Annotated in this window: 13 protein-coding genes and 1 pseudogene; 13 read left to right on the forward strand and 1 reads right to left on the reverse strand. The window is 61.1% G+C overall.

Going from position 1 to position 14218, the window contains the following annotated elements:
- The first annotated feature begins 21 nt into the window (after positions 1–21).
- From HFO71_RS33095 to HFO71_RS33150, 12 genes are all read left to right on the forward strand, one after another.
- The gene (locus tag HFO71_RS33095; RefSeq protein ID WP_221969991.1) at positions 22–1032 is read left to right on the forward strand and encodes an ABC transporter permease; all 1011 of its coding nucleotides are present in this window, start codon (positions 22–24) and stop codon (positions 1030–1032) included.
- Entirely contained in the window at positions 1029–1877 is an 849-nt protein-coding gene (locus tag HFO71_RS33100) for an ABC transporter permease (protein WP_221976937.1), read from the forward strand. Before HFO71_RS33095 ends, HFO71_RS33100 begins: the two co-directional genes overlap by 4 nt.
- On the forward strand, positions 1856–3559 hold the full coding sequence (locus tag HFO71_RS33105; protein WP_221988916.1) for an ABC transporter ATP-binding protein: 1704 nt from the start codon (positions 1856–1858) through the stop codon (positions 3557–3559). The genes HFO71_RS33100 and HFO71_RS33105 overlap by 22 nt, the downstream gene beginning before the upstream one ends.
- The gene (locus HFO71_RS33110) at positions 3556–4647 is read left to right on the forward strand and encodes an LLM class flavin-dependent oxidoreductase (protein ID WP_221969994.1); all 1092 of its coding nucleotides are present in this window, start codon (positions 3556–3558) and stop codon (positions 4645–4647) included. The genes HFO71_RS33105 and HFO71_RS33110 overlap by 4 nt, the downstream gene beginning before the upstream one ends.
- Before the next feature lie 138 nt (positions 4648–4785).
- Positions 4786–5889 (forward strand): LLM class flavin-dependent oxidoreductase, encoded by a 1104-nt coding sequence (locus tag HFO71_RS33115; protein WP_221969995.1) that lies wholly within the window; start codon positions 4786–4788, stop codon positions 5887–5889.
- The gene (locus HFO71_RS33120; RefSeq protein ID WP_221976939.1) at positions 5889–7085 is read left to right on the forward strand and encodes an acyl-CoA dehydrogenase family protein; all 1197 of its coding nucleotides are present in this window, start codon (positions 5889–5891) and stop codon (positions 7083–7085) included. The genes HFO71_RS33115 and HFO71_RS33120 overlap by 1 nt, the downstream gene beginning before the upstream one ends.
- 50 nt (positions 7086–7135) lie before the next feature.
- Positions 7136–7696, forward strand: a complete 561-nt coding sequence (gene msuE / locus HFO71_RS33125; RefSeq protein ID WP_206988152.1) for an FMN reductase — start codon at positions 7136–7138, stop codon at positions 7694–7696.
- A 290-nt stretch (positions 7697–7986) separates the two neighbouring features.
- Positions 7987–9021 (forward strand): ABC transporter substrate-binding protein, encoded by a 1035-nt coding sequence (locus tag HFO71_RS33130; protein ID WP_221969999.1) that lies wholly within the window; start codon positions 7987–7989, stop codon positions 9019–9021.
- Positions 9022–9100: 79 nt separating this feature from the next.
- Positions 9101–9931, forward strand: a complete 831-nt coding sequence (locus HFO71_RS33135) for an ABC transporter ATP-binding protein (RefSeq protein WP_221985529.1) — start codon at positions 9101–9103, stop codon at positions 9929–9931.
- Positions 9924–10826, forward strand: coding sequence for an ABC transporter permease (locus tag HFO71_RS33140; protein ID WP_221970002.1), 903 nt, complete (start codon positions 9924–9926; stop codon positions 10824–10826). Before HFO71_RS33135 ends, HFO71_RS33140 begins: the two co-directional genes overlap by 8 nt.
- A gap of 21 nt (positions 10827–10847) precedes the next feature.
- Positions 10848–11858 (forward strand): C-terminal binding protein, encoded by a 1011-nt coding sequence (locus HFO71_RS33145; protein ID WP_221985528.1) that lies wholly within the window; start codon positions 10848–10850, stop codon positions 11856–11858.
- Positions 11855–12922 carry an LLM class flavin-dependent oxidoreductase gene (locus tag HFO71_RS33150; protein WP_221985527.1) on the forward strand — a complete coding sequence of 356 codons (1068 nt, stop codon included), beginning with the start codon at positions 11855–11857 and terminating at the stop codon, positions 12920–12922. The genes HFO71_RS33145 and HFO71_RS33150 overlap by 4 nt, the downstream gene beginning before the upstream one ends.
- Positions 12923–13127: 205 nt before the next feature.
- Here HFO71_RS33150 and HFO71_RS33155 read toward each other — a convergent pair whose 3' ends face one another.
- Entirely contained in the window at positions 13128–13415 is a 288-nt protein-coding gene (locus HFO71_RS33155) for an acyltransferase family protein (protein WP_245007057.1), read from the reverse strand.
- Between HFO71_RS33155 and HFO71_RS36090 the strand changes: the two are divergent.
- Positions 13402–13609: pseudogene (locus HFO71_RS36090) on the forward strand (IS30 family transposase); the annotation flags it as partial. The gene HFO71_RS33155 and the pseudogene HFO71_RS36090 sit on opposite strands and share 14 nt — an antisense overlap.
- Positions 13610–14218 lie beyond the last annotated feature (609 nt).

Here is a 14218-nt window from a genome sequence, read left to right on the forward strand (position 1 = left end):
ACAGACACAGAGGTGATGGGCATGAGCAAAGCCTATTTCAACTATGCCGGAAAACTGCTGCTGCAGGCGATCGTCGTGATCCTGCTGTCTTATGTCTTCACCTTTGTCGTCGTCAGCATCCTCCCCGGCGATCCGATTACCAATGTCCTGAACAACCCGCAAAACGGCTTCACGCCGGATGAGATCAAGGAGATCATCGCTGCGCAGGGACTGGACAAGCCGATCCCCGTGCAGCTCTGGAACGCCTTTTCCGGCTTCGTGACCGGCGATCTCGGCCTGTCGATGCGGACCAACAGGCCGGTGGCGACGCTGATCGGCGAGGTTCTGCCGTCGACGCTCGTGCTTGCCTCGGCGGGCCTTGCGGTAGCACTTTTCCTGGCTGCGATCATCGCCTACGGCACGCAATTTTTGCCCCGACGCTACGGACAGGGTCTGCTGCGCGGCTTCCCCTCGCTGTTCCTGTCGGTTCCGAACTTCGTGATCGGCCTGGTGCTGATCCACCTCTTCGGCTTCCAGCTGAGCGTCTTTCGCGTCATCGAACCCGACAGCTTCTGGGCGACGCTTTTCGCAGCGATCGCCCTCGGCATCCCGATCTCGGCGCAGATTGCCGAAGTGCTGATTGCCAATCTCGACCATGAGTCCGGCCAGGACTACGCCGCCGTCGCACGCGGCCGGGGACTTGGCCAGATGCGGCTCTTCGTCATGCACCTGCTGAAGCCGTCATCGCTGCCCGTCATTACCGTCGTCGCTCTGACGATCGGCGAGTTGCTCGGGGGCTCGCTGATCACCGAGACGGTGTTTGGCCGCAACGGGCTTGGCAGCCTGGTGCAGCGGTCAGTCAGCACTCAGGACCTGCCGGTTCTACAGGCGGTCGTTTCGCTCGCCGCGGTGGTCTTCGTCGTCGTCAATCTGATCGCTGACCTGACCTACCCGCTGCTCGATCCTCGCGTAAAACTCCTCGGCACGCAGCAGCGTCGGCCGACGACCGCTGATGACAGCTCTCTCCCCATCTCCAAGCCGGTGACCCCATGACGCTCGCCTCGCTTTCGTCCACTCCGCGTGCGACGCTGATCAGTCGCCTGACGGGCCTGCGTGTGCCGCCGGTCGTGATCCTTTCGTTCCTGGTCGTAGCCCTCGCAATCGCCTGGTCCTTGGCGCCTGGCCTGTTCACGAGCTACGATCCGGTAAACGGCACCCCCGCCCAGAAATTGCTCGGCCCAGGTGCGGCGCACTGGTTCGGCACCGATCATCTCGGCCGCGACCTCTACGCACGCGTCGTCTATGGCACGGCCTCATCGGTGGCGAGCGCTCTGATCGCGGTTGTGATCGGCGTTGTCGCCGGCGGGATCATCGGGCTACTGGCCGGCTTCTTCGGCGGCTGGGTGGACACCGTCTTTGCCCGCCTCGTCGATGTCTTGCTGGCAATCCCCAAATTCCTGCTTGCCGTCATCGTCGTCACCGCAATCGGTTTCGACACGACCAATGCGGCGGTCGCGACGGGCGTCTCCGCGGTTGCCCTTTTTGCCCGGGTGATGCGCTCCGAAGTCATCAAGACCCGGCAGGCGACATTCGTCGAATCGTCCTTCCTGCTCGGCGGATCGCGCTGGCACATTCTGTGGCGCCATGTGCTTCCGAACGCATCGAGATCGGTGCTGCCGCTTGCCGTCTTGCAGTTCGGCGATTCCATCCTGGTGATCGCCAGCCTTGCCTTCCTTGGCTACGGCGACCCGCCGCCTGCTTCCGATTGGGGTCTGCTGATCTCGATCGGCAAGGATTACCTCAAATGGCCGTGGCTCGTTTACGCCCCGGCCCTCGTCACGATCGCAACCGTTCTCTCTGTAAACAGGATCAGCCGATGGCTCCGCAAGACAGACTGACCACGTTTTTGAAACGCCCATCTTCCCCGTTGCTGCGGGCCGAGGGATTGTCGGTGGCCTACGGCACCCACAGGGTTGTGACCGATGTCGGCTTCGAGCTTGGACGCGGCAAAAGCCTCGCGCTGATCGGCGAATCCGGATCGGGCAAATCCACCATCGCCCGCGCCGTCCTGCGGCTGCTACCCGCAACGGGACACGCCACCGGCCGCGTCGAATTCGATGGCCAGGAACTTCTGGGGCTTTCGGAACGCCGCTTCCGGGCATTCAGGGGACGCAGGATCGGCTTCGTGCCGCAGGACCCCGGCAATTCCCTGAACCCGGTCCGCACCATCGGCGCGCAGGCAATGGAAGCGGCCGCTCTGCTGGACGAACCGGACAAGGCGCTTCGCAAGGCACTTGTTCTGGAGACATTCGCGCATGTCGGGCTCGACAATCCGCAGCGCGTCTATGACTCCTACCCCCACCAGCTTTCCGGCGGCATGCTCCAGCGCGTTCTGATCGGTCTCGCCGTTCTGCCGCGGCCGTCGCTGCTGGTCGCAGACGAGCCGACCTCCGCACTCGATGTGACGATCCAGAAGCGAATTCTCGACCTGCTGTCGAAGCTGCAGGAGGAGCTGCAGATCAGCCTTCTCCTGATCACCCATGACCTGGCGATCGCAGCCGAGCGCGCGAATTCCATTGTCGTCCTCAAGGACGGCGCCATCCAGGAAGCCGGAAACACCGCTACCGTATTCTCCGCCCCTTCCTCGTCCTACGCCAGAAAACTCCATGGCGACGTGCCGGCGCTCAATCCTGACCGTTACAGGCCATTGCGAGAGCCCGGCTTCCGGCAGCTTGCCGCGAGGGGCGAAAAGACACCGAAGATCGAGGTCAGCGGCGTAACGAAGAAGTTCACCGTCGACGGCAAGGTTCTAACCGCCGTCAACGACGTCTCGTTCGAGGTTCAGGCGGGGACGACGCATGCGCTGGTCGGGGAATCCGGATCCGGGAAGACAACGGCGATCCGGCTTCTGCTCGGGCTGGAGCAACCCGATGACGGAAAGATCGTCGTTGGCGGCGAACAGGTGAACGGTCGATCCCCCGAGCAGCTTCGCTCTGTCTGGCGGCACCTTCAGCTTGTCTACCAAAACCCGTTCACATCCCTCGATCCGACCTGGACCGTCGAGAAAATCGTGCGCGAGCCGCTGGACCGCTTCAAGATCGGAACACATCAGGAGCGGGCACTCGCGGTGCGCAAGGCGTTCGCAGATGTCGGCCTGGGCGAGCATCTCTTGTCCCGCAAGCCCGCCGCCCTGTCGGGCGGCCAGCGCCAGCGCGTTGCCATCGCCCGGTCGCTTGTCCTGAGACCCGATGTGATCGTGCTTGACGAGCCTACCTCGGCGCTCGACGTAAGCGTTCAGGCCGACATCGTCGAAGTGCTGCTGTCGCTGCAGGTCAAGCTCGGCCTCACTTATGTTTTCGTGTCGCATGATCTGGCGCTGGTGCGCCAGCTTGCCCACACGGTCTCGGTCATGCAGCGCGGCCGCATCGTTGAGCACGGCACTGTCGGAGAGATCTTCGACAGGCCCCGCCAGCCCTACACCCGCTCGCTGCTGGAATCGATCCCTTCAGGGACCGCGCGTTTTGCGCGAACCCCGCCTCTGCAGCAGCGGCAGATCTTCAAGGAGGAAAAGATCGCATGACCGTCATCGCCCCCGCCCCGGCACCGTCGGCGTCATTCCGTCCGAAGAAGCGCCTTGGGTTCAACACGCGCGTCTCGTTCAACGATGAAACCGGCCCCGCCCACGGCTTGTGGGAGGGCATCGAGCTTTTCAAGGCGGCCGAACGCCTGGGCTACCAGTCAGGCTGGGCTTATCAGCGGCATTTCGATCACTATCTATCTTCGCCGCTGCCCTTCTTTGCCGCGGCAGGTCAGCATACCAGCCATATCGTGCTGGGCTCTGCCGTCATTCCGATGCGTTATCAGGATCCTATCCTGCTGGCGGAAGCCGCAGGCACGACCGACCTCCTGATCGGCGGCCGATTGGAACTGGCGATCTCGACCGGCACCAACGCCGCCTTTGATGCCGTCTTCGGCACGGTCGACACCGACGCCAGGACGGAAGCCAGGCGCCGTCAGGCGCGTTTTCTGTCCGCGATCTCCGGCGAGGTTCTGCACACCGTCGCAGAACCAGGCGAGGGTGCCGCGGAAGGCAGCCAACTGAGGGTGACACCACACAGTCCGACCCTTCGCTCACGCATCCGTCAAGGCTCCGCCAGTCTCGGCTCGGCGATCCAGGCCGCCGAACTCGGCATCGGCCTGATCGCCGGAACCGTACAGCACGACCACGCCGAGGGTGAGAGCTTCGGAAATTATCAGGCCCGTTGCATCGAGGCCTTCCGAGCCACCTGGCGAAAGCAACGGACGAGCGAGCCGCCGCCGGTCGCCGTCGCGGCTTCGGTCCTGGTCGGCACGACGCCGGAGCTTCGTGAGAAATACGCAGCCTATGATCTCGAGCGCCGTACCCAGGGCATCGCCGCATCGCGGCCGAAGGGCGCTCTTCAACCGAACTCGCGAACCAACCAACCGCCAGGAAGCCAGATCTCGCCGGTCTTCCACGGCACACCGGATCAGGTAATCGAAGCAGTGCTGAGTGATCCTGGACTCGCCGCGGCCGACGAAATCGTTCTCTTCCTGCCGCCGGCCTTCCGCCTCGCCGAGAATATCCAGCTGCTGACCGACCTTGCCAGGACCGTCGCCCCAAGCCTCGGCTGGTCGCCTGACTGGTAGAACCTACACGGATCTTAAAGGCCGGCGACCGCGGATGAGAGATATTTTCTATAGTTTCGGTAGAAATAGAAAGACCTGTCTTCCTCAGCCTGTGTCCGCCGCCTAACTTTCAACCCATCGACAATCAGAGGAGCTCCCATGTCTGCGGAATTCATCAGCGTCAGCTTTCCCAACGCCTCGAACGATCTTAATCCGATCCCGGACGCCCCGGTCGATCCCCGCTATCTCGAACGTTACTCGCGTGCCCTCGACGACTATGGCTTCAACTATACGCTGATCCCTTACTCCTCGTCTTCCTTCGATCCCTTCACGATCGGCGCCACGGTTCTGGCCCATACGAAAAACATCAAGATCATCGTCGCGCTGCGGCCCAACACCGTTTACCCCACGGTCGCGGCCAAATCGCTTGCCACCCTTGATCAGTTGAGCGGCGGACGCGTCGTCGTCCACTTCATTGCCGGCGGCAGCGATGACGAGCAGGCCCGCGAAGGCGATTTTCTCAACAAGGAGGAGCGGTACGAGCGGCAGGAAGAATATATCCGGATCCTGCGTCAGGCCTGGACGTCCAAAGAACCCTTCGACTTCGATGGGAAATATTATCAGTTCAAGCAGTTCCGCAGCGCGGTGCACCCAACGAACGGGCTGATCCCGATTTCCGTCGGCGGCTCTTCTGATGCCGCGTATCGCATCGGGGGATCACTGGGGGACATTTTCGGGCTGTGGGGCGAGCCGCTGGCTGAAACCAAGCAGCAGATCGAACGTATCTACGCCGAGGCGGCAAAGGCAGGCAGGACGGACCGGCCTCGGATCTGGGTGACCTTCCGGCCGATCGTCGCGGAAACCGACGAACTGGCCTGGGAGAAGGCCCACCGGGTGCTCGACCGTCTCAAGGACAACCGGGAAAACGGTCTTCACCGCGCGCCGCCCTCCGCCCCTCGCCCCGCCAATGTCGGATCGCAGCGGCTCCTTGATATCGCCGCGCGTGGCGACGTGCACGATCGCGCCCTTTGGTATCCGACGGTCACGGCGACCAACGCCTCCGGCGCCACGACCGCACTGGTCGGATCACCGCGCACCATCGCCGATTCCATCCTCGACTATATCGATCTCGGCGCCGACCTGATCTCCATCCGCGGCTATGACAATTTCAACGATGCCGTCGATTACGGACGCTATATCCTGCCCCTCGTGCGCGAGGGCATACGCGAACGGGAAGCGGCAAAGAAGAAGGCCGCGGCCTGATGCTCGAGCGCGAGACGGCTTTCGATCCACGTCTGCTGAGCGCGACGACGCGCGCTCTTGCCGACGCTGCTCCCGAGGCGGACCGGACCGGGGATTTTCCCTGGGCGGGCATCCGGGCGGTTCATCAAAGCGGCCTGCTCGAAAGCACTGTCGCGGCAAGATACGGCGGCGCCGGCGCGACGCTCCATGAGGCCGCAACGATCCTTGCGGCCCTCGGCCGCGGTGATCCGTCGGTCGCGCTGATCAGCGCCATGACGATCTTCAACCACCTCGGTCAGGCAACGAAAAGCCATTGGCCCGAAGACCTCTACAAACGCCTGCTTACTGAGGCCAAGCAGCATCCGCTGCTGCTCAATGCCGCGCGTGTCGAACCGGAACTCGGCTCGCCCGCCCGTGGCGGCCTGCCGGCAACGGTTGCCCGTCGTACCGCGTCCGGCTGGTCGATCACCGGCCGCAAGCGGTTCGTCACCGGGGCGTACGGTCTGACCCATTTCCTGGTCTGGGCACACACCGATGAAACACCTGCCCGCGTTGGAACATTCGTCGTTCCGAACGAGCTTCCCGGCATTCGCGTCATCGAGAACTGGAACAGCCTTGGCATGCGTGCCTCCGGCTCCCACGATGTCGAATACACCGACGTGGAAATCCCGCTGGAATACGTCATCGATCTGGTCGATCCATCCGTTGCGCAACAGGACAACCGCGCCCACGCAGCAATCACGCTGGCGCTGACAGCGCTCTATCTCGGAGTGGCCGAAGCGGCTCAGGAGGCGTTCATCCGCTTTGCTCACGAGCGCGTTCCGACTAACCTTGGCCATCCGATCGCGCGCACCGAACGCTTCGTAACGCTTTCCGGCGAGATCGACCTTCTCGTCTCCGGCGCCCGGCAAATCATTTTCGATGCCCTGAGAGACAAGCACGCCGAGGCAGAAAAGCACATTCGGGCCCGGCTGCTTGCAGGCGGGCAGCTGCGGGACGCGGTGCAGATCGCAGTCCGCGGAATCGGCAATCCGGGCCTTAACGCCGATCTGGGCCTTGAACGGCATTTCCGGGATATCCAGTCCGTGCTCGTCCATGCCCCGCAGGAAGATACGTCCATCTCCATTCTCGGTCGCGCCGCCTTCGACCGGTGGAACCGGGGTGAGGCCGACCGCTCAAGCAATTCCACGAGCATACCCATTCTCAGGACGGCCTGAAGCAATGGGCATCGTCTCCGGCCTCTGAACACTTTTTGAAAGGAACTGGAATGAGCAACAACCTGATCGTCGGCTTCTCGGGCAACATCTCCCGCCCGTCGAGCACGAAACGCTTCGTTGAAAGCGTGACCGAAGCGCTGGCGAAACAATCTGGCCTGCAGCATGTGGTCTTCGACGTCGAGGACCTTGGATCATCTCTGACAGCAGCAAGATCGGTGGCCGATCTCGATCCCGCCGCACGCAAGGTGATCCGAACGATCATCGAGGCCGACGCCCTCGTCATTGGGTCTCCGACCTACAAGGGAAGCTACACCGGGCTGTTCAAACATGTCATCGATCTGCTCGATCCCTCCGATCTGCGCGGCAAACCGATCGTGCTGACGGCGACGGGCGGAGGGGACCGGCATTCGCTTGTCGTCGAGCACCAGCTGCGCCCGCTTTTCGCATTTTTCGAAGCCTTCGTTACACCGACCGCGATCTATGCCTCGGGCCGTGATTTCACCGATGGCGCCCCTTCGCCTGCCATTCTCGGTCGCGTGAACCAGGCGCTTGGCGAAGCAGCCTTGCTTATCAATGCACGCTCGATCTCCGCGGCGATAGCGGCGGAATAACAATCCCGCCGCGGCATCGTACCGGACACTCGGGAAGTCTCGTGCCTCAAGCGGAACACCCGCGCCAAGTAGATTTTTCGACAATTCGACAGAGCGGAGCGATTCTGCTCTCATTTCACGCGTCGAAATAGAACACCCCAATGTTGATAGATTTGATGTTGATACTTAGCCTGTGGGCATTAAGCTGGTTCCCGACTCAAGCGAAGAAGCAGCTTTCCAAGAAATCCTCGCGGAGAAGCATGCGCGTCATCCGTGTTCACTCAGATCATTTGGCCGAATAGGGGTATTTTATGAAGGCACTTGGCCTTACGACATTGAGCGTCAAACTTGGTCGCCGCAAGGCTCTCGCCGCGGCGTTCGGTATTGCCGCCGCGCTGATCGCAGGACAGGCCGCAGCCGAGGGCAAGATCAGGATCGCACAGCAGTTCGGCATATCCTACCTGATCCTGGACGTTGTTCGCGACCAAAAACTCATCGAAAAACATGGCAAGGAAGCCGGCGTCGACATCGAGGTCGAGTGGGCAAGCATTTCCGGCGCGACCGCGATGAACGAGGCGCTCCTGGCCAACAATCTGGACATCGTCTCCGCAGGCGTGCCGCCGGCGCTGACGATGTGGGATCGCACCAAGGGTAACGTAAAGCTGGTGGCAGCCCTTGGCTCCTTGCCGAACTATCTCATCACCACCAATCCGGATGTCCATGCCCTAAAGGATTTCAGCGAGAAGGACCGGATCGCCGTGCCTGCCGCTGGTGTTGGCTTCCAGTCGCGGACGCTGCAGATCGAAGCTGCCAAGCTCTTCGGGGCTGACAATTTCCAGAGGCTCGACCAGATCTCCATCAGCCTGCCGCACCCGGACGCGACCGCAGCATTGATTTCGGGCGGCACTGAGGTGAACTCGCACTTTTCCTCTGCACCCTTCTATTATCAGGCGCTGCAGGGCAACAAGGCCGTGCACAAGGTCATCAGTTCCTATGACATTCTGGGCGGGCCCGCGACGTTCAACGTGCTTTATACCAGCACGGCGTTCCACGACGAGAATCCGAAAACCTATGCCGCCTTCTACGCCGCGCTGCGCGAAGCTGCAAACTGGATCAACGCAAACAAGCAGGAGGCTGCAGAAACCTTTATCCGTCAGCAGGGTTCCAAGCTCTCGCCTAAACTGGTTCTCGACATCATCAACGATCCCGAGAATGACTTCACGGTCATCCCGCAGAACACCTTCGTTTACGCGGCGGAGCTTCACAAGCTGGGTGTGCTGAAGAGCGAGGCCGGCTCCTGGAAGGACTATTTCTTCCCCGAGGCACACGGCGAAAACGGCAGCTGATATCGCATCACAACATTCACGGCTCAGGGCTGGATGCATTGAAACCGGTTCTGGGGCCGTCAACATGGTGGAAGTGAGAATGGACGGCATGTCTGCACCCATTCGGGAAACCGGTGTCCCGCCTTCCCGGCCCCTTCTTTCGGTCGAGGGCGTCACCCTCGAATACCAGGCGCCCGGTCGGGTGGTGCGCGCAACGCAAAATGTCAGCTTCGATGTTTGGGAAGCCGATCGCTTCATCCTGCTCGGCGCTTCGGGCTGCGGCAAGTCCACCCTGCTGAAGGCCGTCGGCGGCTTCTTTGCACCGCGCCAGGGTCGGATCCTGCTGGACGGCCGGCCGGTGCACGGTCCCGGTCCGGATCGCGTCGTCGTTTTCCAGGAATTCGACCAGTTGCCCCCATGGAAGACGGTGCGGGAGAATGTGGCGTTCCCGATGCGCGTTTCAAGCCGCCTCAGCCGCAAAGAGGCTGCTGAACGAGCCGAGCACTATATCGAGAAGGTCGGCCTGGCCCGTTTCGCCGATGCCTATCCGAACACGCTGTCCGGCGGCATGAAGCAACGCGTGGCCATTGCTCGCGCGCTCGCCATGGAGCCGCGCGTCCTGCTGATGGACGAACCATTTGCCGCACTCGATGCCCTCACCCGGCGCAAGATGCAGGAGGAGCTCCTGGCGCTCTGGGAGGAGGTTCGCTTCACCCTGCTGTTTGTCACGCACTCCATCGAGGAAGCTCTGATCGTCGGTAATCGTATCGCGCTTTTGTCGCCGCATCCCGGGCGAATGCGGGCCGAGATCAACAGTCATGAATGGGATCTGAAAAGTGGCGGAAGCCCGCAATTCCAAGCGGCTGCCAACCGCATTCACCGGCTTCTCTTCGAAGAGGCCGGAGCAGCCGATGGAGCCAGCCATGAGTGACATCTTGAGCCCCGGCCTCAAAACAACGACGCCCGCCATACCACCGGTCCGGCCAGAATATGAGCGACCGCTCGAGCCGCTGGCCGAGACGAAAAGCCAAGAGGCTTTGCCGATATACCGGCGTCTCTGGCAGTACGCCTGGCTGAGGAAGAGCCTTATCCTGATCTGCCTTGCCCTGCTGTGGGAAATTGCAGCCAAGCTTCAGGGAAATGAGCTGCTCCTGCCGTCGTTCACCGCCTCGATGAAAGCCTTGGTAGAGGATATTTCCAGCGGCATCATCCCAAGCCGAGCCGTGACCTCGCTGGAAGTCCTGATCAAAGGCTACGCGGCAGGGGTCGTTCTGGCCTTCGTGCTGACGTCGCTTGCCGTTTCAACGCAGATCGGACGCGACCTCCTGTCGACCCTCACCTCCATGCTCAATCCCTTGCCGCCGATTGCATTGCTGCCGCTGGCACTCCTCTGGTTTGGGCTGGGACAGGGAAGTCTCGTCTTCGTGCTGATCCATTCGGTGCTCTGGCCGCTGGCGCTCAACATGTATACCGGCTTCACCGGCGTGCCGGAAACCTTGCGGATGGCGGGCCGCAACTACGGACTGCGCGGTTTGCGGTATGTTTTGCTGATCCTCGTGCCGGCCGCGCTGCCCTCAATCATTGCGGGGCTCAAGATCGGCTGGGCTTTCGCCTGGCGCACGCTGATTGCGGCCGAGCTCGTCTTCGGCGCCTCCTCGGGCAAGGGTGGGCTTGGCTGGTACATCTTTCAGAACCGGAACGAACTCTACACCGACCGGGTGTTCGCCGGGTTGATCATGGTCATCCTATTCGGCCTGCTGGTCGAAAACGTCCTGTTCCGCCAATTGGAGCAGCGAACCGTGGCAAAATGGGGAATGACGCGCTAGCGCGAAAACATCGGGACTAGAATGACAGATCGTAAGAAATACGTGGTCGGGATAACCGACCACATGATCGGCGCGCCCGATCTTGAAGCCGACGTGCTCGGCGATGATGTCGAGATAGACTTCTTCGCCAGCACGGACGAAGCATCATTCGCCCCCGATCGCCTGACCAGGCTCGACGCCCTGATAGTCTGGGGGGCACCGCTTGGGCCAAAAAGCATCTCGCACCTGACCCGCTGCAGGGGCGTCGTTCGTTATGGTGTCGGCTACGAGAAGATCGATCTCGCCGCGCTCCGCAGCGCCGGCATCCCCTTCGCCAACAACCCTGATTATGGGACTGAAGAAGTCGCCGATCACGCGCTTGCTATGATCCTGTCCTTGCATCGACGGCTTTGGGAACACGACGCTCGTGCCCGTAGCTATACGTCGGGATGGCAGGTCCACAGCCTCAAACCGCTTTCCCGATCCAACCGGGCGACAGTAGGCGTTGTCGGCGTCGGACGGATCGGAACCGCGGTGATCAACCGGCTCAGACCTTTCGGCTTCCGCATCCTTGGCTATGATCCCGGTCAGCCGCCAGGACATGAAAAAGCGATCGGCTATGAACGCACGGAGCGACTGGAGGAGCTTCTCGTTCAGTCTGACATCGTTACGCTCCATTGCCCGGCGAACGCAGAGACGCGCGGCCTCCTGAACTCTGATGGTCTTGCCCGACTGAAGCCCGGCGCGATCGTCGTCAACACCGCACGCGGCGAGTTGATCGAAGATCTCGACGCGCTTGAGGCCGCGCTGCGGAGCGGACACCTGGCCGCCGCAGCAATCGATACGCTGGTCAAGGAGCCGCCTGGTGACCATCCGTTGCTGACGACGTGGCGTAACCGCGAGGACTGGCTGGCCGGGCGGCTGGTGATTACGCCGCACAATGCCTTCTACTCCGATCATGCAGCAGTCGAGATGCGCCTGAACGCGGCGAAGACAGTCAAGATATTGCTCGAAGAAGGAAGACTTCGAAATCAGGTAACGGACAGATCATGAGCAGTCGCTCCGAATTTCTCTGGTACATTCCCAACGACATCAAATCCGGTCACCGAGGCGATGTGGCTGTTCCGGATCACAACAGCCTGGATACCCTGACGAGCCAGGCCGAAGCTCTGGAACAGCATGGCTGGAAAGGTGCTCTCATCGGCACGGGTTGGGGACGGCCCGATACTTTCACCATCGCCACTGCGCTCGTCGCCCGGACGACGACTTTCGAGCCACTGATTGCGGTTCGGCCGGGCTATTGGAGGCCAGCAAATTTCGCCTCCTCAGCGGCAACCCTCGATCACCTGAGCGGCGGCCGCGTGCGGGTCAATGTCGTATCCGGGCCGGACGCGCTTGCCGCCTATGGGGACCAGGAAGGCGATCAGGCGCATCGTTATGCGCGGACCAAGGAATTCATGCGGCTGGTCCGCAGGCTGTGGACAGAAGAAAACGTCACCTTCACTGGTAAGCACTTTCAGGTGGACGGGTCCACCGTGGCTCCAAGGCTCGCACCGATTGGTGATCGCCGCCATCCCAAACTCTATTTCGGAGGTGCCTCTGAAGCAGCCGAGCGGGTCGCCGCCACCGAAGCCGATGTGCAGATGTTCTGGGGCGAACCGCTTGATGGCGTGCGACAGCGGATCGATCGGCTGAAGACGCTCAGCAACGCACTTGATCGCGATCTACCGCCACTGGAATTTGGCCTCAGGATCACCACCCTTGTTCGCGACACGACGGAGCAAGCCTGGGCGGATGCGGAAGCGAAGGTTGCCAAAATGGCGGAAGGAGCGGCGGGAAGCTGGCAGGATCATCACCACGGCATTGCCGTTGGTCAGCAACGCCTTCTTGACCTTGCCCGACAAGGCGACGTTTTGGATGACAATCTCTATACGGCACCAGGCAAGTTCGGCGGAGGTGGAGCGGGAACGACTTGGCTGGTTGGCTCAGCAGAGGATGTTGCGCGATCATTGCGCAGATATGAAGAGCTTGGGATCACCCAGTTTGTGCTCTCTGATACGCCATACCTCTCGGAAATTAAACGGCAGGGTCACCAGCTACTTCCGCTTCTGACCTAGCTGGCCGTTCGTAGTACGTGGCTAGCGGTGTCCCATTCCATCCACTTCGATAGGTGCGACGCGCTGAGCCTGTATCCGTAGCTCTTGAAGGGATGTGAACCGGCGACGCCCTACTCAGAATAAGCCGCTGTTGTGTAACCCTTATTTATGGAACTATTCCGTCTCCGCGGATTCGCTGCGATGTGTGGGTGGAAGTCAGCTTTTCTCAAGCGCTGACAGGCTGTCGCTGGCGGAGCGAGATCCGTTTCAAGCGTAGCGCACGCTTTTCAAGTAGATGCCATGAAAGCCAGCCGAGCAACCACGCTGTCGGCAGGGAAAGGGCAAAGACCGCCCACCACGTGCTGGACGGGCCGAGGGCATGGTTCACCACCTGCTCCGCTGGCCAGCCATAGAGATAGGTCCCGTAGGAGACGTCGCCCAACCGCTCGAGAGTGGGCAGGCGTATGATCGGCGAGGTCGCGATGTAGACAAGCGGATAGGAGTGCGATCTCATCCAGTTTCGCAAGATGTTCGGCAAGGCCAACTGACGTCACTGGTCGAGCGGGTTAGTCGCTTTGCCATTTTCCTGCGCAGCAACGACCGACAATCCAGGCCGGTGACCGACGGCCCGATCCAGGTGCTGCAACCCCTGCCCCACCTCGCCGTCGTTCGATCACCTTCGACCGTGGTACTGAGTTCACCGACTGGCCCTAACTGCAGGCAAGCGTCTGTCGGCACCTTGTTTCATCCGAATAAGAGCACATCTCGATGGAGTAAGCGTCGTCAGGAAAACAAATGGCTTACGAGCCTGATTGGCCATCGTCTTCGATAGCGCGACAAAGGCGGTGATCGTCAGTTTCCGCGGAGTCACAGTCTATCTGCCAGGTCCCTATGCTGACCGAAAGGCGGCCGTCCTGACCGCCGAAGCGCATTGCCGCCGGCTTGGCTGGCGAGATTGATTGCGATTTATATCAACGATCCACAAAAGGCAGATATTACTATTAGGAATCGCTCGTCCTTTCGCAATGAGCGCGCATGCCGAGGCAAAATGTGCTAAGGTCTTTGGCAGGTATCGAAAGATCGCTACCGATTTTCCGTCGCTGGTTGTCAACAATTTCAGCGGCTTATGTGCGGTTTTGTCATAAACGCACAGTTCCTTGGGACCTATGGTCAAACCAACGGCCGTCCCGTAGTTTTTCACCAACTCACAGGCGTTTGGTTTTGACATCCAAGCTCCCATGCGGAGCCGCTATGACTCACATTGACCAATCGACTGTCGAAAACACTCTGCTGAAAATGTTGAGCGCGGACCGCTTC

This window comes from Rhizobium laguerreae, from assembly GCF_019778565.1.
In the GTDB taxonomy this organism is placed as follows: domain Bacteria; phylum Pseudomonadota; class Alphaproteobacteria; order Rhizobiales; family Rhizobiaceae; genus Rhizobium; species Rhizobium laguerreae.

Coding starts and splice junctions, on each gene's coding strand:
- HFO71_RS33145 (WP_221985528.1), top strand. CDS start 10,848: ATGACAGATCGTAAGAAATACGTGGTCGGGATAACCGACCACATGATC.
- HFO71_RS33130 (WP_221969999.1), top strand. CDS start 7,987: ATGAAGGCACTTGGCCTTACGACATTGAGCGTCAAACTTGGTCGCCGC.
- HFO71_RS33095 (WP_221969991.1), top strand. CDS start 22: ATGAGCAAAGCCTATTTCAACTATGCCGGAAAACTGCTGCTGCAGGCG.
- HFO71_RS33135 (WP_221985529.1), top strand. CDS start 9,101: ATGGACGGCATGTCTGCACCCATTCGGGAAACCGGTGTCCCGCCTTCC.
- HFO71_RS33150 (WP_221985527.1), top strand. CDS start 11,855: ATGAGCAGTCGCTCCGAATTTCTCTGGTACATTCCCAACGACATCAAA.
- HFO71_RS33140 (WP_221970002.1), top strand. CDS start 9,924: ATGAGTGACATCTTGAGCCCCGGCCTCAAAACAACGACGCCCGCCATA.
- HFO71_RS33110 (WP_221969994.1), top strand. CDS start 3,556: ATGACCGTCATCGCCCCCGCCCCGGCACCGTCGGCGTCATTCCGTCCG.
- HFO71_RS33100 (WP_221976937.1), top strand. CDS start 1,029: ATGACGCTCGCCTCGCTTTCGTCCACTCCGCGTGCGACGCTGATCAGT.
- HFO71_RS33115 (WP_221969995.1), top strand. CDS start 4,786: ATGTCTGCGGAATTCATCAGCGTCAGCTTTCCCAACGCCTCGAACGAT.
- HFO71_RS33120 (WP_221976939.1), top strand. CDS start 5,889: ATGCTCGAGCGCGAGACGGCTTTCGATCCACGTCTGCTGAGCGCGACG.
- msuE (WP_206988152.1), top strand. CDS start 7,136: ATGAGCAACAACCTGATCGTCGGCTTCTCGGGCAACATCTCCCGCCCG.
- HFO71_RS33155 (WP_245007057.1), bottom strand. CDS start 13,415: ATGAGATCGCACTCCTATCCGCTTGTCTACATCGCGACCTCGCCGATC.
- HFO71_RS33105 (WP_221988916.1), top strand. CDS start 1,856: ATGGCTCCGCAAGACAGACTGACCACGTTTTTGAAACGCCCATCTTCC.